We start from the raw sequence: 19,121 nt of genomic DNA, 5'->3' as shown, positions 1-19,121 counted from the left end.
TGCTTACTCAGACCATTTCCTCACCGCCGGCACCGCCAAGGACGATCTGCCCTTCATCGGCGAGGCGGCGGACGATCTTGAGGATCTCTTTCTGCTCGCTTTCGACTTCGGAGAGGCGCACCGGTCCGCGCGAGTCGAGGTCTTCGCGAAGCATTTCCGCAGCGCGTTGCGACATGTTCTTGAAGATCTTTTCGCGCAGCGATTCGGTGGCTCCCTTCATGGCCAGGATCAGCGATTCGGACTGAATTTCGCGCAGCAGCGACTGGATCGCTCGGTCGTCGAGATCCATCAGGTTTTCGAAGACGAACATCTCGTCGAGGATCTTCTGCGCCAGGTCAGGGTCGTATTCGCGGATCGAGTCGACCACCGAAGTTTCGTTGGCGGCACCCATGAAGTTGAGGATCTCGGCGACTGCCCGTACGCCGCCCATGGCCGATTGCTTGACACTCGCGGAACCCGAAAGCAGGCGCAGCATGACGTCGTTCAACTCTTTCAAGGCTTCGGGCTGAATGCCTTCGAGAGTCGCTATACGCAAGACCACGTCGTTGCGCAGGCGCTCGGAAAGCTGGTTCAGGATGTCGCTGGAGTGGTCATGCGCGAGGTGGACGAGAATCGTGGCGATGATCTGGGGATGTTCGTTCTTGATCAGGTCGGCGACGGTTGCCGCATCCATCCACTTCAAGCCTTCGATGCCATTGGTGTCGCCTGGCTGCAGGATGCGGGAGATCAGGTTGGAGGCCTTGTCGTCGCCCAGGGCCTTGGTGAGTACCGAGCGGACATAGGAATCGGTATCGAAATTCACTGCGGCTGACTCTTCGGCGGTGGTCTGGAACTCGGCGAGCACTTCGGCGACACGCGTGCGTGGTACCGACTTCAGTGCAGCCATGGCGTGCCCCAGCTTCTGCACATCCTTTGGTCCCAGATGCTTGAGTACCTCAGCCGCGTAGTCTTCGCCAAGCGCGATCAGCAGAATGGCGCTTTTCTCGATGCCGTCTTCAGCTGGCATTGGCGCCGGTCCATTCCCTGATGATGTTCGCTACCGCGCGTGGATCCTGTTGCGCCAGCGCACGTGCCCTGGCGAGTTGCTGTTCGAGCAGCATGGCCGCTGTCGGTAGCTTCTCCTCTCCTTCGCTTCCTTCGCCTTCTTCGCCGTCCTCACCAGCCAGGAGGTCGATGTTGCCACCGACGCCGCCCTCGCTCGTGGCCTCCGGTTGCAGGATGGTCTTCAACAAGGGACGAACGACGCCGAGCAAGAGATAGGCGACGATGCCGGCAAGCGCGCCGTACTTGAGCAGTTCCTTGACCAGCGAAAGCATTTCCGGGTCTCGCCACAGCGGCAATTGGTCCTCTTTCTCGATGGCCGTAAAGGGCGCGTTGGCCACTGAAATGGTGTCGCCGCGATCCTTGTTGAAGCCCATCGCCTCCTTGACCAGATCGCTGATCTGTTTGATTTCGGCGTCTGACATTGGCTTGCTGACGCTCTTGCCGTCCTTGTCGATTTGCTGACGCTGATTGACCACCACTGCGCCGGACAGGCGCCGGATGGTTCCGACGGCGTTTTTGACGTGGCGGATGGTCTTGTCGACCTCGTAGTTGATGGTTGCGTTCTTGCTGGTGTTCAGTGGTTGCCCGACACTGCCGATCAATGCCTGCACTCCGGCCGCATTGATCTGTCCGGGGACGGGAGGCTGGCCCGCGGCGGCGCCTCCGGCGCCTGCCACGGCAGGCTGGGTCAGCGGTGCCGTCGCCGGTACCGGTGGTTGATTGCTGAGCGCACCGGGAACGCCTTGCGCGCTTGGGGTGGTGCTCGCGCTTTCGCTGCTCTGCTGGCTGCGAATGCTGATGTCCGGAGGGGTGCTGTTCGGTCGATGCGTTTCGGCTGTTTGCTCGCTTTGCGAAAAGTCGATGTCAGCGGCGATCTGGACGCGTGCATTGTCGGGGCCGACGATCGGTGCCAGGATGTCCTCGACCCGCTTGATAATGCTCGCCTCAACTTGATGAATATAGCTCGCCTGCGTCGGATCGAGGCCGGCTTCCAGCAGTGCGTTTTTCTTTCTCGACAGCAAGGCGCCGCTCTGGTCGAGCAGGGTGACGCTGGCGGGCAGCAACTGCGGGACGCTGGCGGCGATCAGATTCTGGATACCGGCGACCTGGGTCGGGTCGAGCGCGCGTCCCGGGTAGAGACTGAGCAGTACCGACGCCGATGGCTTCTGGTCCTCGCGCATGAAGACACTCGGCTTTGGAATCGCCAGGTGCACCCGTGCTGCCCGCACGGCGGCGATCGACTGGATGGTTCGCGACAGCTCACCTTCCAGGCCGCGCTGATAATTGACCTGTTCGGCAAACTGGCTGATGCCGAACTTCTGGCCTTCCATCAACTCGAAGCCGACGGCGCCGCCGCGCGGCAGGCCTTGCGACGCGAGGCGCAGGCGGACATCGTGCACGCGGCTCTCGGGAACCAGGATGGCGCTGCCGGTGTTGCTGAACTCGTAGGGGATGTTCATCTGTTCGAGCGCAGCGATAATTGCACCGCCATCGCGCTCGGAGATGTTGGAGAACAGCACTCTGAACTCGTTTTGCCTGAGCCAGGTGCTGGCGACGACGAGCAGGGCGAAAACCGCGGCGATCGAGACCATCAGCACCACTTTCTGCTTGTCGGTCAAACGCGCCAAGGCCTCGCGAACGCGATCCAGCGGTTTGCCCGCGCCTGCTGTCTCTGTGGTTTCGGTTCCGGCTGCGGCCATGCGCCTGATACGGTAAAAGCCTGCGTTGCCGCAAGCGAAAAGCAAAAAATGATGATAATTACTCTGCTATTGTAGCTGTTAAATGCAAGGGACTTCCCATCGGATGAAGCAAGTCGTACAAGCGCCGGGCCATGAACTCAAGGCGCAGGAACTGCAACGCGCTTTTGACGCTTTCAACCAGGTTTCGCTGGCGCTGACGCAGTCGTATCAGGGATTGCAGGGCCGTGTCGAATCATTGACCGCTGAACTGGCGGTTGCCAACGGTGAGCTGCGCCGGCAATACGAAGAAAAGGAAGCGCTTTCCGAGCGCCTGTCGCTGTTGCTCAAGGCCTTGCCGGCTGGCGTCGTGGTGCTCGACAGCGCGGCTCGTGTCAGCGAGGCCAACCCGGCGGCTAGCGCGATGTTCGCGCAGGCGATGATCGGCGAATCCTGGCCAGCGCTGGCACAGGCCGCGCTGATCGCGGCCGAGGCGCCGGACGAGTGGCAGCTTGGCGCGCGTCGCCTGGCGATTGCCGAGAGTCCGCTGGATTCGGCCGGCGGGCGAATTCTCCTGATTCACGATGTGACCGCAGCGCACACCCTGAAGGCGGAACTGGAACGTAACCAGCGCCTGGTGGCCATGGGTGAGATGGCCGCTTCGCTGGCACATCAGCTGCGCACCCCGCTGGCGACCGCCTTGCTCTACAGTGCCAACCTGGCGCAGCCGGGACTTGCCGAGACTGCGCGCCTGCGTTTCGCCGACAAGGCGAGCGCGCAGCTGAAACGTCTCGAGCGCCTGATCCAGGAAGTGCTGCTTTTTGCCCGCGGCGAGAGCATCGGCCGCGATTCGACGCCGGCCCGGCAACTGCTCGCCGAAGCCGCGCAGACCGTCGAACCCCTGTTCCTGGAGAAGGGAATCGCTTTCCGGATCGTCGGCGGCGCCGTCGAGACGGTCGTCACCGGTAGCCGCAAAGCCTTGGTCGGCGCGCTGGTGAATCTGCTCGAGAATGCCCTGCAGGCCTGCCTCACGGCGGGCGAAGAGAGCATCGCCGCGACAGAACGTGCCGAAGTCAGTCTTGGCGCCGATGTGGTCGCTGGCCAGCTGCGCATCACCGTGTGCGATACCGGCGCCGGGATCGCGCCCGAAATCCAGGCGCGCGTCTTCGAGCCCTTCTTCACGACCAGCGGGCAGGGGACCGGGCTTGGTCTGGCCATCGCGCTGGGGGTCGTGCGTGCCCATGGCGGGGCGATGACGGTACACTCGGTGCCGGGCGAAGGCTCGGAATTCGTAATCACGCTGCCGGTCGCGTTGGCGATCGAGCAAGCCTCGTAAGGATCAGGCAAGCCCATGACGCCGGCTTTGCCGATTTTGGTGGTCGAAGACGACGCTGCCTTGCGCGAAGCGGTGTGCGACACCCTCGATCTTGCCGGCCTGGCCGTCGTCTCCGCGGGCGGTGGCGACGAGGCGCTGCAGCTGCTCGCCGAGCGGACGGTTTCGCTGGTGGTCAGCGATGTGCGCATGCGGCCGATCGACGGCGTCACCCTGCTCAAGGAAATACGCCATCGCCATCCCTATCTGCCGGTCGTGCTGATGACCGCGTTCGCCGACGTGGATCGCGCTGTCGAAGCCATGCGCGCGGGTGCTTGCGATTTTCTGCTGAAACCGTTCGAGCCGAAGGCCCTGCTCGATCACGTGCAGCGCTATCGTCTACCCGAAGCTCACGCTGATGAGCGAGCGATTGCCATCGATGCGGTGAGCGTCAACCTCTTCGCGCTTGCCGGGCGGGTCGCGCAGAGTGACAGCACGGTCCTGCTGACCGGTGAAAGCGGCGTTGGCAAGGAGGTGGTGGCGCGCTTCATTCACCAGCATTCGGCGCGCAGTAAAGGCCCGTTCGTGGCCATCAACTGCGCGGCGATTCCCGACAGCCTGCTCGAGGCCACTCTTTTCGGTTACGAGAAAGGCGCCTTCAGCGGCGCACAGCAGGCGCAGGCCGGCAAGTTCGAGCAGGCGCAGCACGGCAGCCTGTTGCTCGACGAGATCACCGAAATGCCGCTTGGCCTGCAGGCCAAGCTGCTGCGCGTCCTGCAGGAGCGCGAAGTGGAGCGGGTCGGCGGCAAGCAGCCGGTGATCCTCGATATTCGGGTCATCGCCACCTCCAATCGCGATATGGCCGATGCCGTGGCGACCGGCCATTTTCGTGAAGACCTGTTCTATCGCCTGAACGTCTTTCCGCTGCTGATCCCGGCGCTGCGACAGCGCGGCGACGATATCGCACCGCTGGCGCGCCATTTTCTTGCCGAACACGGCCTTCGTGCCGGTCGTCCGGGTCTGCGCCTGTCGGCTGCTGCCGAAGCGGCGCTGCGTCAGCACGCCTGGCCGGGCAACGTTCGCGAGTTGGAGAACGTCATGCAGCGGGCGGTCATTCTGGCTCCCGGCGACAGGGTCGAAATCGATTCCCTGCATCTGGCGGCTGCTGCACCGCTGGCTCCGCGCGCCGCGCTGCGGCCGGAAATGGTCACGCCGACAATGACCGTCGCCGCGTCTCCAGCAGCACCTCGGAAAGCCAACAAAATGAGCGAAGTAGAGCGCGAGCATATACTGGCAACCTTGGCGTCGGTCGACGGCTCGCGAACTCTCGCCGGGCAGCGCCTGGGGATGTCGGAGCGGACCCTGCGCCACAAGTTGCGACAGTATCGTCTCGACGGTTTTCTGAAGACTTGATCCTTTGATCAAACCGAGTGGAAAGCAGGCATTAGTCTTGCTTCACTAAATCAGGCAGTACTTGGAGAAGAGAATGGACAGCAAGGGTATCGAGCAAATGTTGAACGTGTTGCAGGCAACGTCGGCGACCGCGGCTGGTCGTGTTGCCGAGGCGCAGAGCCCTGCAGCAGGGGCCGACTTCGCGCAGGTGTTGCAGAATTCGATCGCCCAGGTCAGTCAGACGCAGCAACAGGCGGAAGCCATGGCGGCAAATTTTGCCGCCGGCAACAGCACCGAGAACCTGCACGAAGTAATGATAGCGCTGCAAACGGCCAGCCTTTCGTTCCAGGAAATGATCCAGGTGCGCAATAAACTCGTCTCCGCCTACCAGGACGTCATGAACATGCAGGTCTAGTCGGCTCGATCAATCCGCCGCGACGCCGCTGTCGTGGCCTTGTCGAGAGCTGGCGGATTTTCGACCTTGCGACCTTGCGACCTTGTATTCCCGCGGCGCTGCACCCATAATGCCTTCCATGGTCGTAATTCCGGCAAACCGGAAGCGTTCTGGACGCGGGTTCGATTCCCGCCACCTCCACCACTGCGGGGGTGCACCGGTTTCGACAGGGTGACAGATGGCGAGCAGGCGGCCCGAGAGGCGACGGACGTAATCCGCGCAAAACCACAAACGCCAATGATGAGCGTTTCGCACTGGCCGCTTAAGGCCTGCTGAGGACGTAGCCGTCCAATAAACAGAATGGCTATCGGTGGGGGCTTCGGCCCCCACCGTCATTTCACGGGTCGACAGGCTTGCCGCGCCTGATCCGGTCCATCGCGACCGTGGCTCGCAAGCCAGCAGCAGCCTTCCTTGTAGTGCGATGCATCGACAACTCCGCTTTTCCCTGGGCAACACTTGCCGGAACGCGGACGAATCGCGGTATATTGTCGTTACATCTCTTCCTTTCAGGGGACTCAGACATGAAAGTTGGCACTCTCTTCTCCTTCCTGGGATCTGGCCTGCCCCTGATCGCGACACTGCGAGGCTACCGACTGGCCTGGCTGGGCAAGGATTCAATTGCCGGGCTTTCCGCTTGTATCGTTTCGATCCCGTCGGTGATTGCCTATGCCGAGCTGGTACACCTGCCGGCGATTACCGGCTTGTACGCGGCGCTGGCAGCGGCGATAGGCTACGCGCTCTTTTCCAGTTCACGGCACGTCATCGCCGGACCGGATGCGGCGATCGGCCTGCTCGCCGGGTCGGCGATCCTGCCGCTGTCGGGCGGTGATCCGGCACGCCTGGTCGTTCTGGCGGCGGTGCTCAGCATCCTGTCGGGTATCGTGTTGTTGCTCGCCGCGCGCCTGAAGCTGGGCGTGATTGCCGATCTGCTGTCCCGCCCAGTACTGATCGGTTACTTGAACGGTGCTTCGCTGGTGCTCATCGCCACGCAGCTCGGCAAGATGTTCGGCATCAAGACCGAGGGTGAAGAATTCTTCCAGATTGTGTATACGGTGTTCCAGAAATTGCCTCAGACGCATCTGGCGACTTTCTTTTTCGGGGTGCTGCTGGTTGCCATGCTGGTGGCCCTGGCGCGCTGGCTGCCACGCGTGCCGGGCGCGCTGGCGGTCTGTGCGGTGGCGATCCTTGCCACCTTCGTCCTTGATCTGGGCAGCCACGGCATCGCCCTGGTTGGTGAGGTGCCTTCGGGATTTCCGCATCTGGCGATTCCGGTACCGGACTGGTCCGATGTCGCGGCACTTGCCCCGGCTGCCGTAGCGATTGCTTTCCTGGCATTTTCAGACGGCATTCTTCTGGCGCAAACCTTTGCCGAAAAAAACGGCTACGAAGTGAGCCCGAACCGCGAACTGGTTGCCCTCGGCTCGGCGAACATACTGGCCGGGCTGTGGCAGGGCTTTCCCGTTTCGGCCAGTCAGTCACGGACTTCGATCGTCGATTCGTCTGGCGGCAAGACGCAGCTGGCGCAACTGATTCTGGCCGGGGGTCTGCTCCTGTTCCTGTTCTTCCTCACCGGTCTGATCGCGCTGCTGCCGAAAGTGGCCCTGGGTGCGATCCTGATCGTCACCGCCATCGGCATGCTGGAAGTGGCGTCGCTCAAGGGTTTGTACAAGATCGATCGTGTCGAGTGCGGCATCGCCGTGGGTGTTACTGCAGCGATACTGCTGGCCGGTGTCGTGCCGGGCATCATTCTCGGTCTGCTGCTGTCGCTGACCACGGTGCTGGTCGAGGTGTCGCGTCCCGATGACGCGGTGCTTCGCCGCTTGCGCAGCGACGGCAAGTTCCACGATTGTCTCGATGACGAGGAAGCGGAGAGCGTTCCCGGCCTGTTGGTCTATCGCCTCTACGCGCCGCTGATCTTTGCCAACGCCAGGCACGTCGTGAACCGCCTGCGGACGCTGGTCGACCAGGCGGAGCCGCCGGTCAAGTGGCTGGTCATCGATGCGCAGGCGATCCACGACATGGACGTCACGGCGGCGCAGCGCTTTGTGGAATTGCATCGGGAACTGGTGGCCAGGGGCGTTGACGTCAAGATCGCCGATGCGCCGCGGCCGTTCCGGGAGGAACTCGTCAAGGTCCGTCTAGCCGATGAAATTGGTGGTGCCGACTTCTACGTTTCCGTCAAGCAGGCAACCCAGGCCTTCGAGCGCCAGATGGCTGCCTCGAACGAGGAATCCGGCATCGTGCCGCCGGCTTAGACGAGAACGCCCGCTTGTTGGCTGCGAGGTCAGTGGCCTCGCGTCGGCAGAACCTCGCGCAGCAAGCGGGCGGCGTCGCGGATCATTTTTTCGGTACTTGCCCAGTCGACACAGGCGTCCGTGACCGAGCAGCCGTACTTCAGCTGTGACAGATTTTCGGGGATCTGCTGGTTGCCGGCGACGAGGTTCGACTCGACCATCATGCCGACCAGCGACTGGTTGCCCAGGCGCACCTGGTTGACCACATCGGCCATCACCAGCGGTTGCAACTCGGGCTTCTTGTAGCTGTTGGCGTGTGAGCAGTCGATGACGATATTGCTCGGCAAGCCGGCCTTGAGCAGCGCCTGCTCGGCCATCTGCACGCTGACCGTATCGTAGTTCGGGCGACCGTCGCCACCGCGCAGGACCAGGTGCCCGTAACGATTGCCGCGCGTGCGCACGATCGACGTGCGTCCCTGGCCGTTGATACCCAGGAAGCTGTGCGGCCGCGAGGCGGAAAGGATGGCGTTGATGGCAATGGCGACGTCGCCATTGGTGCCGTTCTTGAAGCCCACCGGAGTGGACAGGCCGGACGAGATCTCGCGGTGCGTCTGCGACTCGGTGGTGCGCGCGCCGATGGCTGTCCAGGCGATCAGATCGCCGAGGTACTGCGGCGAGATCGGGTCGAGGGCCTCGGTACCGGCGGGCAGGCCGATTTCGGCGATCTCGAGCAGGAACTCGCGGGCTTTCTGCATGCCCTGATCGACGCGGAAGGAATCGTCCATGTCCGGGTCATTGATATAGCCTTTCCAGCCGGTCGTGGTGCGCGGTTTTTCGAAGTAGACGCGCATCACCAGGTACAGCGACTCGCTGACCTCGTCGGCCAGGGCCTTAAGGCGGCGCGCATAGTCGAGGCCGGCGATCGGGTCATGGATGGAACAGGGGCCGAGGACGACAAACAGGCGGCGGTCACGGCGGTCGAGGATATTGCGCAGGACCTCGCGACCGTTCATCACCAGGCCAGCGGCGGCCGGCGAAAGCGGCAGGCGGGCGTGGATTTCCTCGGGTGAAGGCATGGCGTCAAAGGCGCTGACGTTGATGTTGTCAATGTCGAAATGGGTCATGGTTTTGGCAGACGGGTAAGTTGATGAATCATGTCCTTGACCGCGGCGACGCGGTCGGCGAGCGTTGGGCAGTGGCGCTTGAGAAGCAGTTTGTCGGGCCCGGCGAGACGGTAGTTGCGGTCCCTCTGAATCAGATTGATGATGCACATCGGGTCGATCGGCGGTTCGGCTTCGAATTGCACGACGATCTGTTCGCCAGTGGCGTCGAGCTTGCTCACCCCGAGCGGCTTGCAGAGCAGGCGTAGGCGGTGGCTGTCGAGCAGGGCACGGGCCTGCGCTGGTAGCTCGCCAAAACGATCGACCAGTTCTTCCTGCAGATCGGCGATATCGTCGCCGGTCGTGCAGTTGGCCAGCCTCTTGTAGAGCGCCAGTCGCTGCTGGACGTCGGGCGCGTAGTCGTTGGGCAGCAGCGCCGGGGTGTGCAGGTTGATCTCGGTAGCGATCGCCAGCGGCTGCAAGAGGTCCGGCTCCTTGCCCTGTTTGAGCGCCGCGACGGCGCGGTTGAGCATCTCGGTGAACATATTGAAGCCGACTTCCTGCATTTCTCCCGACTGGTTGTCGCCGAGAACTTCTCCGGCGCCGCGGATTTCCAGGTCGTGCATCGCCAGGTAGAAACCGGCGCCCAGTTCATCCATCATCTGGATCGCCTCCAGGCGCTGCCTGGCCTGCTTGTTGAGCACCGCATCGTCGTGCGTCAGCAGGTAGGCATAGGCCTGGTGGTGCGAGCGGCCGACACGACCGCGCAGCTGATGCAACTGCGCCAGGCCGAACTTGTCGGCGCGGTTGATGACGATGGTGTTGGCGTGCGGGTTGTCGATGCCGGTTTCGATAATCGTCGTGCACAGCAGGACGTTGACACGTTGTTGTGTGAAGTCGCGCATTACGCGCTCCAGCTCGCGCTCTTTCATCTGGCCGTGGCCAACGACGATGCGTGCTTCGGGCAACAGCTTTTCGAGCTTGCTGCGCATGTTCTCGATGGTGTTCACTTCGTTGTGCAGGAAATACACCTGCCCACCGCGTTTGAATTCGCGCAGTAGCGCTTCGCGGATGATGCCGTCCGAGAAGCGGGTGACGAAAGTCTTGATCGCCAGGCGCTTCTGTGGTGCGGTGGCGATGACCGAGAAGTCGCGCAGGCCTTCGAGCGACATCGCCAGGGTGCGCGGGATCGGTGTCGCGGTCAGCGTCAGCACGTCGACTTCGGCGCGCAGCGCTTTCAGCGCCTCTTTCTGGCGGACGCCGAAGCGGTGCTCCTCGTCGATGACCACCAGCCCGAGGCGGCTGAACTTGACGTCCTTCTGCAACAGGCGGTGCGTTCCGATGACGATGTCGAGCTTGCCCTCGGCCAGTTCGCGCAGCGCCTGCGCCACTTCGGCATTGGTCTTGAAGCGGGACAGCTCGGCGATTCTTACCGGCCAGTCGGCAAAGCGGTCGTTGAAAGTCTGGAAGTGCTGCTCGCAGAGCAGGGTGGTCGGGCAGAGAATGGCCGCCTGCCGACCGCCGGCGACGGCACAGAAGACGGCGCGCAGGGCGACTTCGGTCTTGCCGAAGCCGACGTCACCGCAGACCAGGCGATCCATCGGCCGGCCGGATTTCATGTCTTCGATCACCGCCGCGATCGCCGTTGCCTGGTCGGCGGTCTCTTCAAAACCGAAGCCGTCGGCGAAAGCGTCGTGATCGTGCGTCTTGAACTCGCAGGCGTGCCCCTGGCGTGCGGCGCGCAGGGCGTACAGCGCGAGCAACTCGGCGGCCGTGTCGCGGGCCTGCAGCGCCGCGCGCCGTTTCGCTTTTTCCCATTGTGGTGAGCCGAGTGCGTGCAGCGGTGCCGCGTCGGGGTCGGCGCCCGAATAACGCGAGATGACGTGCAGTTGCGCCACCGGCACATAGAGCTTGGCGTCGCCGGCGTAGTGGAGTTCGAGGAACTCCATCTCGCCTTCACCGAGGTCGAGGTGAATCAGACCCTGGTAGTGGGCGATGCCATGCTGCTCATGGACCACCGGCGAACCGACTTTCAGCTCGGTGAGGTCGCGCAGCCAGTTATCGACGGTCGCCTTGCGCTGTGCCGCGTGGCGGGCGCGCCGCGAGGGACTGTCGGCGTAGAGCTCGGCTTCGGTGATGATCGCCAGCTGCGCGAGCTGGAAACCGTCGTGCAGTGGCGCCACGGCCAGGGCGAGCTTGCTGTCGGCGGCCAGGAAGGCGGCCAGGTCGCTGCTCGCGCTCGGCGCCAGAGCGTAGTCTGCCAACAGCTCGCTCAGCGTTTCGCGGCGTCCGGCGGTTTCGGCGAGCAGCAGCACGCGGCCCGGGAAGTGCTCGATGAAGCTCTTCAGCACGTGCAGCGGGTTCGCGGCGCGGCGGTCGACGGCCAGCGGTGGCAGTTGTTGTGCGGGTCCGTCCGTGCCGGCGGCGAGGTTCACGCGGGCGTAGGATTTGGCGGCGACAAAGAATTGTTCCTCGGCGAGGAAGAGCTCTGCCGGCCGGAGCAGCGGGTGGCTGCGATCGCCGGAGAGCATGTCGTAGCGTGACTGCGCTTCGCGCCAGAAGGCACGAATCGCCTCGGGCACGTCCTTGTGCAGGACGAGGACCGTCTCCCTGGGCAGGTAGTCGAAAAGGCTGGCCGTTTCTTCAAAGAACAGCGGCAGCCAGTATTCGATGCCGGCCGCCGCAACGCCGTTCGAGACATCCTTGTAAATCCGTGACTTGCCGGGGTCTCCTTCGAACATCTCGCGGAAACGCTGCCGGAAACGCGTGCGGCCCTTGTCGTCGAGGGGAAACTCGCGCGCTGGCAGCAGGCGAATTTCGGGGACCGGATAGAGCGTGCGCTGCGTGTCGACGTCGAAAGTCTTGATGCTTTCGATTTCGTCGGCGAAGAGATCCAGCCGGTACGGCAGTTGCGAGCCCATCGGGAAGAGATCGACGATGCCGCCGCGGATCGAGTATTCGCCCGGCGCCACGACCTGCGTGACGTGCGCGTAGCCGGCCAGCGTCAGCTGCGCGCGGAATGGCTCGGCGTCGAGTTGCTCGCCCTGCTTGAAAAAGAAGGTGTAGGCGGCCAAATAGGCCGGCGGAGTAAGGCGGTAGACCGCCGTTCCGGCAGGAACCAGCAGCACGTCGCACTCGCCGCGCATGACTGCATAGAGCGTCGCCAGACGCTCGGAAACCAGATCGTGATGCGGCGAGAAACTGTCGTAAGGCAGCGTTTCCCAGTCCGGCAGCAAGCGGATGCGCAGATCAGGCGCGAACCACGGGATTTCCACGAGTAGGCGCTGCGCATCGGCGGCGCTGGCCGTGAGTACCGCGAGCATGCGCTGCCCGGGGCCGGCGGCAGTGGCCGCCTGGGCGATCAGCAGTGCGTCGGCCGAGCCGGCAAAGGAGGGAAACTGAAGCTTTTCGCCGACTTTGGGCAGCGGCGAGCGGGAAAGCGGTAAGGACAATGAATGCGACTCGCGACTCGATTTCTGATTTCTGTATTGGGGTGAACTGCGCAGGCGGCTCACGGCAAGGCAGTGAAAGGGCGGGATTATAGCCGATCAGCCGGCAGCGCCGGCGTCGCCTGCAGGTCGGCACTGATCGGCAAGTGGACAGCGGCGGCAAGCGCCCTCACTCGATCCAGCAGCGCTGGCCGGTTGCGCAGCGTCTTGACGACATAGGCAGTCTGGCGCACGTGCGCGCGCGTTGCAGGCGACGATCCGTGCAGCGTGAGGACTGCTTGCTGACGACGGCGGACGAAGGCGGACGAAACCACTGCGACGGTCTGCGGCGCGGCGATCCACGTTTGCGTGCCGCGACGTGGATTGGCGCTATTATGTGACCAACTACATGACCAGCAGGAGCAATGCAATGACTACGGTCACACTGGCTGACGCAAAGACCCACTTGAGCCGCTTGCTCGACCAGGTCGAGGCTGGCGAGGAAGTCATCATCACCCGCCGGGGCCAGGCTGTTGCTCGTATCTCCTCCGTCGAGAAGCCCAAACAGCCGATCAAGTCTCTCGCCGAGTTTCGCAGTCACATGCCGCACTGGCGAAAATCGAGTGCAGAACTTCTGCGGGAAATGCGCGACGAGAGTCTTTGATGTTGTATTTCGACACCAGCTTCCTGGCGCCGCTCATCCTCGAGGAAGCGACCAGTGAAAAGATCGAGGCGTTCTTTGTGACGCTCCCGGTTGGCAGCTTGCAGGTCAGCCAGTGGACCCGCGTCGAGTTCGCGAGCCTCATCGCTCGGGAGTTCAGGATGGGAGGTATGGCGCAGGCGGAGGCGTTGCAGGCAATCGGCCAGTTTGATGACATGGTGGCTGGCTCCTGCCAGGTGCTTGTTCCCGGCGCGGCGGACTACGAGCTTGCCAAAGGGTACATCCAGCACTTCGCGACAAACTTGAGAGCTGGCGACGCGCTGCATTTGGCCATCGCCAGCAACCATGGCGCAACAACGCTTTACACTTTGGACGAAGGGCTGCTGGCTGCCGCCAGGCTACTCAAAGTTCACGCCAGCAGGGGTATCGAACCCTGAGGCGCCAACAATCGGCGCCAGCCATTGAAGCCCGTGAGTGTTGTCGGAGAACAATAGGGGTCAGACCCCTATTGTTCGCGTTGCGGCCAAGCTTGGGCAGCGCTTGAGCGTTGCGCGTCGAGCCGGGCAGGCAGGATCGTAGTCACGCGACGTCATGAGCGCTACGGGGCCAAACACGGTATTGAATCGCTACCATCACATGACAGCCATTTACAAGATGACCAATAAGCGCAAAAATGTGGACCGAGTTGACCACTTTACAGCGACTGAACCATGAAGACCGCGACGATTGCCGATACGAAATCGCAGCTTTCCGCACTGATTGCCGAGGTCGAGGCCGGCGGGGAGGTCCTTATCACTCGACGTGGCAAACCTGTGGCCCGCCTGGTGGCCGAGCCGCGGTCGATGCCTTTCGACTGGTCGGACTTGCGCGAGTGGGTTGCTGCTGCTCCTGAGAGCGGGGGCTTGAGCGTCGCCGAGATGCGCGAGCAGGATTTGTTGTGATCTATCTCGATTCTTCGCTGCTGACGGCGATCTTCTTTCGCGAAGCCAATGCAGGTGCGCTCGTTGGCTGGATGGAGAGCGTACGCGAACAGAAGTTGATGATTTCCGCCTGGACCTTGACCGAGATGGCAAGCGTCGGCGGCATCAAGCGGCGAACCGGGGCCGTCGACGTCGCGACCGGGGAGCAGGCGCTGGTCAATTTCCAGCGTTTTGCCTCGGGCAAACTCGGGCTGGTGGAAATCGAACCCGGCGATTTCCGCACAGCGGCGGTCCTTATCGCGACGCCAGCCGCCTTGCGCGCCGGAGATGCGCTGCACCTGGCCGTTGCTCGTCGCCTGAATGCCCGCCTGGCCAGTATCGACCGACGGCTATGCGAGGCGGCTGATCTATTGGGCATAGGGCGGGTCGATGTTGCATGAGCGTCGGCGCTACCAGGCAGTATCAGGCGGCCGATCAGGGTCACCGGCACGGGGTAGCGCGGAGGGCTACGCGCCAGTTCGGGGGCAACTCGCGACAGGCAAGCGCTCCTTGCGCTGGCGCTCATGCCGCCATTCATTGAAGCCGATATGGCGGCAGCACATGAGACTGATTGACGTGCAGCGACAGACTACTTGGCTCGTTCGGCGCGGGCGGCCCCCTGGAGCATCGCGGTTGCCCGCGATGCTGATTGCCACCCTGGTGGTTGTCCTCCTCCTGCCTCTCGCCGTCACACCGCGGGCGAACGCGCAGAGCACGCCCGCCACCACAAAAGCCGCTGCCGTGATCATCGAGACCGCAGCGCTCAGTGAAGTGGTCATCCACCCGCAGCGCGAACTGGCGGCCAGCGTGATGGCGCGCAACGAGTCGAAGCTGTCGGCCGAAGTCAGCGGAGTCGTGCTGCGCTGGACGGCCGAAGCGGGCAGCACCGTAAAAAAGGGCGAAGTGCTGGTCGTGATCGACCCGGTCGATTTCCGGCTGGCGGTGGCGCAGGCGCAGGCGGCCGTGGATGCTTCACTGGTGCGGCTCAAGCAGGCCGAACAGCAGCTCAAGCGCTCGCAGGCGCTGGTGAGGCAGGGGTTTTTCTCGCAGGAAGCGCTGCATCAGCGCGAAACCGAAGTGGCGCTGATGCGCAGCGAACGGGCATCGCAACAGGCCCAGCTGGCGGTCGCTCAACGTCAGCTGGCGAAGGCGACGCTGCGCGCGCCTTTCGCCGGCAGCGTCATGGAGCGGCTGGCGCAGACCGGTGAGGCAGTGGTGCCGGGAACGGTGCTTTACGTGATCGCCGAAACCGGTGCCGCCGAAGTGAGCGCGAATATTGCGCCGGCCGATGTCGCCGGACTGCGCCGCGCGAGCGATCTGGTTTTCGAGACGCGCGGGCAGAGCTATCCGCTACGCCTGTTGCGCGTTGGTGGTACGGTGTCGGCGCCGGCGCGCACGCAGGAAGTCCGCCTCGGTTTCGCGGCCGGCGCCGCGGCCAAGCCTCCCGTTCCGGTGGGCAGCGACGGGCGTTTGCTGTGGTCCGATCCGCAGCCCTACCTGCCGGCGCCGCTGCTGGTGCGCCGCGGTGAGGCGATCGGCGTCTTCGTCGCGCAGGACAAGGTCGCCCGCTTCGTCGCCTTGCCCGGCGCGCAGGAGGGGCGTGCGACGGCGGTCGCGCTACCGGCGCAGACGCGCGTCGTCGTGCGCGGCCAGGCGACGCTGCAAGACGGCACGGCGATCGAGTAGGCTGTCCCGCTGACCATGAAGCTGCTGCGTGCGCTGATCTCGAACCATCCCCTGGCCAACGTCGCCTTCGTGGTGGTGCTGATGCTCGGTCTGCTCAGCTACCTGACGATGCCGCGCGAGCAGGATCCGGAAATCAATTTCAACTGGGTGAGCATCGTTACCGCGTTGCCCGGTTCAAGTGCCGAGGAAGTCGAGCGGCTGGTCACCAACCCCCTCGAAGATGGCATCAAAGGTGTTGCCGACGTGCGCTTCGTGGTGTCGACGTCGCGCGAGAACATTTCGACGATTCTGGTTCGCTTCCGGGAGATCTCCGAGCGCAATTTCGACAAGCGGATGAACGACCTGCGTCGCGAAATCCAGAACAAGGCCAAGTCCGAGCTGCCACCCGAGGCCAAGGATCCGCTGGTGATGGAGATCACCACCTCGAACGGTTTTCCGACGGCATCGATTCTGCTTGTCGGGCAGGCCGACGACGAGACGCTGCGTTTGAACGCCCGGCGCATCAAGAGCGATCTCGAGCGCATGAGCGGCGTCGACTCGGTCATCGCTTCCGGCCTGCGCGACCCGGAGCTGCTGATCAGTGCCAATCCACAGGCCCTGGCGGCGCGCGGCCTGACCAGCACCGACATCGCCGACAGCGTGCGCGACTGGTATCGCGATATTTCTGGCGGCACGCTGAAAGGGCAGGGCAGCGCCTGGTCGGTTGGCATCAAGGGCGTGCTCACCGACCCCGAGTCGCTGGCGACGCTGCCGGTGATGTCGTCGTCCCGACCCGGTGTTTCGGCGCGGCTCGACGAGGTGGCGCGCATCGAAAGAGCGCGCGCGCCGGCGACGCAGTACTCGTCGACTGACGGCCGCGACGCGATTTCGCTGGCCATCAACAAGAAAGCCGGCAGCAACACCCTCGAACTCGTCGACCGTCTGCGCAGCTTCATTGCCGAGGAAAACGCCGTACTTGCCGGCCGCGGCCTGAAAATGACTCTCGCCGACGACCAGACGATTCCCACCCGCGAAGCGATCCAGGTTATGCAGACCAACGCCTTGTACGGGGTGATCATGGTGCTCGCGGTGTGCTGGCTGTTCCTCGGCGCCAAGATCGGCGTGCTGGTTTCGCTCGGCATTCCGTTTTCGCTGCTCGGCACTTTCGCCTTGCTGGCGGCGATGGGGCACACGGTGAATGTCTCGGTGCTGCTCGGCGTGGTCATCGCGCTCGGCCTGCTGGTCGATGACGCCGTGGTCATCGTCGAAGCGACCTACTACCGCATCGAACGCGGCCAGCAGGCGCTGCAAGCCAGCCTCGACGCCATCGGCGAAGTCTGGGCGCCGGTGCTGGCGTCGGTGGCAACGACCATGGCCGCTTTCCTGCCGCTGATGCTGCTGCCGGGGATCGTCGGCAAGTTCATGTTCATTATCCCCTTCGTGGTCACCCTGGCCTTGCTGATCTCTCTGCTCGAAGCCTTCTGGATGATGCCGGTGCACATCGTCGTCACCAGGCTGCATCTCGACCGGCCGTCACGCCTGCAAGTCTGGCGCAACGGCTTCAATCGCCGCATTCGCCTGCGCTACGGCCAGGCGCTGGCGTACACCCTGCGCCGGCCGAAGCGCTTCGCGGCGCTGACCCTGGCCGCGGTGGTGGCCGCCGCGGCGCTGGTGGCCAGCGGTGTGATTCGCGTGCAGTTCTTCGCTTTTGATCCGATACGGATCATTTACGTGAACGTCGACATGCCGGCGACGGCGACGCTCGAAGACACGCTGGCCGAAACCAGGGCCGTCGAGCAGGTGGTACGCAGCCAGCTCAATGGCGTCGGGCCGGGTGGTGAGGCACGCTCGGTCTATGCCAACGCCGGCGTCAAGTTCACCGACACCGAGCCGCTCTATGGTGACCCCTACGGTCAGGTGATCGTTTCGCTCAACCCAATGAGCAAGGGCGCGCGCGATGTTGGTGCGACGGTCGAGGCCATGCGCGCCAGCGTCGAAGCGGTATCGGGTCTCGGGCGCAAGAGCTTTACCGTCCTCTCGGGCGGTCCTCCCGCCGGCAAGGCGATCAGCGTCAAGGTGCGCGGCGATGATTTCGCGCAACTGCAGGCCGCCGCCGACGCGCTCAAGGAGATCACCGCCAAAATCCCCGGCGCGCGCGACGTGCAGGACGACAATGTCCCCGGTCGCCCGCAGCTGAGCCTGCGTCTCGACCGCGACGCCCTGCCCAAGGCCGGGCTGAACGCCGCGCAACTGGCCCGGCAGGTACGCATTGCCGTCGACGGCGAGGTGGTCGCTTTTACGCGTGACGAGGGCGACAAGATCGAGGTGCGCGTGCGTTCCGAGCGTACCAAACGCCTCGACCCGGCGACCTTCCTGAACGAGCCGATCGCCCTGCCGGATGGCCAGATCAGCCGCCTCGGCGCGCTCGTCGAAGAAGAAATCGCGCCGGGTCGCGGCTTCATCCGCCACTACAACCTGCGCCGTACGATCACCGTCGAAGCCAGCCTCGACAAGACGCTCACCGATACCGCCGCGGCCAACGCCATCATCGCCAGTGAGTGGGACCAGATCCGCGCCGCGCATCCCGGCGTCAGCCTCGATTTTTCCGGCGAGCTGGAGGACATCGAGGAGAGCCTCGATGCGATGAAGATGCTCTTCCTCCTCGGAATTGGCCTGATCTACCTGATTCTCGCCGCACAGTTTGCCAGCTACTGGCAACCGCTGATGATCCTGGTGACCGTGCCGCTGGCCTTCACCGGCGTTGCTTTCGGGCTGGCGCTGTCGGGCAATCCGCTGTCGCTGTATACGCTCTACGGAGTGATCGCGCTGACCGGCATCGGCGTCAACTCGGCCATCGTCCTGATCGATGCGGCCAACGAGCGGACAAGGCGTATGGGCGGCATGCACGCCCTGGTGCAGGCCGGTCGGCGGCGCGTGGTGCCGATCCTGATCACCACCACGACGACCATCGGTGGCCTGTTCTCGCTGGCTTTCGGCATCGGCGGCAAGAGCTTGTTGTGGGGGCCGGTCGCTTCGAGCATCGTCTGGGGGCTGCTGTTCTCGACGGCGCTGACGCTGTTCGCCGTGCCGCTGCTCTACCTGGCGTTCATGCGCGAACGCAAGACCCACCCGGGAGGCCCGCTGCTGCGCCGACTGCTGGCGCGTGGGCGGAGCGCAGTCAGGTAGCGCAAGTAGC

15 protein-coding genes and 1 other RNA gene are annotated in these 19,121 nt (G+C 63.8%); 11 read left to right on the top strand and 5 right to left on the bottom strand.

The window, feature by feature from the left end; genetic code table 11:
* Positions 1–7: 7 nt before the first annotated feature.
* Positions 8–1,006, bottom strand: coding sequence for a flagellar motor switch protein FliG (gene fliG, locus V5B40_RS08465; RefSeq protein WP_332354096.1), 999 nt, complete (start codon positions 1,004–1,006; stop codon positions 8–10).
* The gene (gene fliF / locus V5B40_RS08460) at positions 996–2,744 is read right to left on the bottom strand and encodes a flagellar basal-body MS-ring/collar protein FliF (RefSeq protein WP_332354095.1); all 1,749 of its coding nucleotides are present in this window, start codon (positions 2,742–2,744) and stop codon (positions 996–998) included. Before fliF ends, fliG begins: the two co-directional genes overlap by 11 nt.
* 103 nt (positions 2,745–2,847) lie before the next feature.
* On the opposite strand from fliF, the gene V5B40_RS08455 reads away from it, so the two are divergent.
* The 5 genes from V5B40_RS08455 (at position 2,848) to V5B40_RS08435 (ending at position 8,133) form a co-directional block, all read left to right on the top strand.
* Positions 2,848–4,056 carry a sensor histidine kinase gene (locus V5B40_RS08455; RefSeq protein ID WP_332354094.1) on the top strand — a complete coding sequence of 403 codons (1,209 nt, stop codon included), beginning with the start codon at positions 2,848–2,850 and terminating at the stop codon, positions 4,054–4,056.
* 15 nt (positions 4,057–4,071) lie between these two features.
* Positions 4,072–5,445: a sigma-54-dependent transcriptional regulator gene (locus tag V5B40_RS08450; protein ID WP_332354093.1), complete on the top strand. Its 1,374-nt coding sequence runs from the start codon at positions 4,072–4,074 to the stop codon at positions 5,443–5,445.
* Positions 5,446–5,518: 73 nt separating this feature from the next.
* The gene (fliE, locus tag V5B40_RS08445; RefSeq protein WP_332354092.1) at positions 5,519–5,839 is read left to right on the top strand and encodes a flagellar hook-basal body complex protein FliE; all 321 of its coding nucleotides are present in this window, start codon (positions 5,519–5,521) and stop codon (positions 5,837–5,839) included.
* Between the two features lie 69 nt (positions 5,840–5,908).
* Positions 5,909–6,213: a transfer-messenger RNA gene (gene ssrA / locus V5B40_RS08440) on the top strand.
* Positions 6,214–6,399: 186 nt separating this feature from the next.
* Positions 6,400–8,133 carry a SulP family inorganic anion transporter gene (locus V5B40_RS08435; protein ID WP_332354090.1) on the top strand — a complete coding sequence of 578 codons (1,734 nt, stop codon included), beginning with the start codon at positions 6,400–6,402 and terminating at the stop codon, positions 8,131–8,133.
* 29 nt (positions 8,134–8,162) lie between these two features.
* Here V5B40_RS08435 and V5B40_RS08430 read toward each other — a convergent pair whose 3' ends face one another.
* From V5B40_RS08430 to V5B40_RS08420, 3 genes are read right to left on the bottom strand one after another with little or no spacing between them, the layout of a single operon-like run.
* Positions 8,163–9,236, bottom strand: a complete 1,074-nt coding sequence (locus V5B40_RS08430) for a 3-deoxy-7-phosphoheptulonate synthase (RefSeq protein ID WP_332354088.1) — start codon at positions 9,234–9,236, stop codon at positions 8,163–8,165.
* Positions 9,233–12,718 (bottom strand): transcription-repair coupling factor, encoded by a 3,486-nt coding sequence (mfd, locus tag V5B40_RS08425; RefSeq protein ID WP_434735854.1) that lies wholly within the window; start codon positions 12,716–12,718, stop codon positions 9,233–9,235. The genes V5B40_RS08430 and mfd overlap by 4 nt, the downstream gene beginning before the upstream one ends.
* A gap of 32 nt (positions 12,719–12,750) precedes the next feature.
* Positions 12,751–12,894 carry a hypothetical protein gene (locus tag V5B40_RS08420; RefSeq protein WP_332354084.1) on the bottom strand — a complete coding sequence of 48 codons (144 nt, stop codon included), beginning with the start codon at positions 12,892–12,894 and terminating at the stop codon, positions 12,751–12,753.
* 176 nt (positions 12,895–13,070) lie between these two features.
* Here V5B40_RS08420 and V5B40_RS08415 point away from each other — a divergent pair, with 176 nt between their 5' ends.
* The 6 genes from V5B40_RS08415 (at position 13,071) to V5B40_RS08390 (ending at position 19,111) form a co-directional block, all read left to right on the top strand.
* The gene (locus V5B40_RS08415) at positions 13,071–13,304 is read left to right on the top strand and encodes a type II toxin-antitoxin system Phd/YefM family antitoxin (RefSeq protein ID WP_332354082.1); all 234 of its coding nucleotides are present in this window, start codon (positions 13,071–13,073) and stop codon (positions 13,302–13,304) included.
* A complete protein-coding gene (locus V5B40_RS08410) occupies positions 13,304–13,738 on the top strand; it encodes a type II toxin-antitoxin system VapC family toxin (RefSeq protein WP_332354080.1) in 435 nt (144 codons plus the stop codon). Before V5B40_RS08415 ends, V5B40_RS08410 begins: the two co-directional genes overlap by 1 nt.
* A gap of 273 nt (positions 13,739–14,011) precedes the next feature.
* Positions 14,012–14,242 carry a type II toxin-antitoxin system Phd/YefM family antitoxin gene (locus V5B40_RS08405; protein ID WP_332354078.1) on the top strand — a complete coding sequence of 77 codons (231 nt, stop codon included), beginning with the start codon at positions 14,012–14,014 and terminating at the stop codon, positions 14,240–14,242.
* Positions 14,239–14,661 carry a type II toxin-antitoxin system VapC family toxin gene (locus V5B40_RS08400; RefSeq protein WP_332354076.1) on the top strand — a complete coding sequence of 141 codons (423 nt, stop codon included), beginning with the start codon at positions 14,239–14,241 and terminating at the stop codon, positions 14,659–14,661. The genes V5B40_RS08405 and V5B40_RS08400 overlap by 4 nt, the downstream gene beginning before the upstream one ends.
* A 241-nt stretch (positions 14,662–14,902) precedes the next feature.
* On the top strand, positions 14,903–15,946 hold the full coding sequence (locus V5B40_RS08395) for an efflux RND transporter periplasmic adaptor subunit (RefSeq protein WP_332354174.1): 1,044 nt from the start codon (positions 14,903–14,905) through the stop codon (positions 15,944–15,946).
* 15 nt (positions 15,947–15,961) lie between these two features.
* Positions 15,962–19,111 (top strand): efflux RND transporter permease subunit, encoded by a 3,150-nt coding sequence (locus tag V5B40_RS08390; protein WP_332354074.1) that lies wholly within the window; start codon positions 15,962–15,964, stop codon positions 19,109–19,111.
* Positions 19,112–19,121: the final 10 nt, after the last annotated feature.

This window comes from Candidatus Accumulibacter meliphilus (assembly GCF_036625345.1).
GTDB classification, from domain to species: Bacteria; Pseudomonadota; Gammaproteobacteria; order Burkholderiales; family Rhodocyclaceae; genus Accumulibacter; species Accumulibacter meliphilus.
Note: the sequence above shows the minus strand (reverse complement) of the source record. Positions and strands in the feature narration are given on the sequence as shown.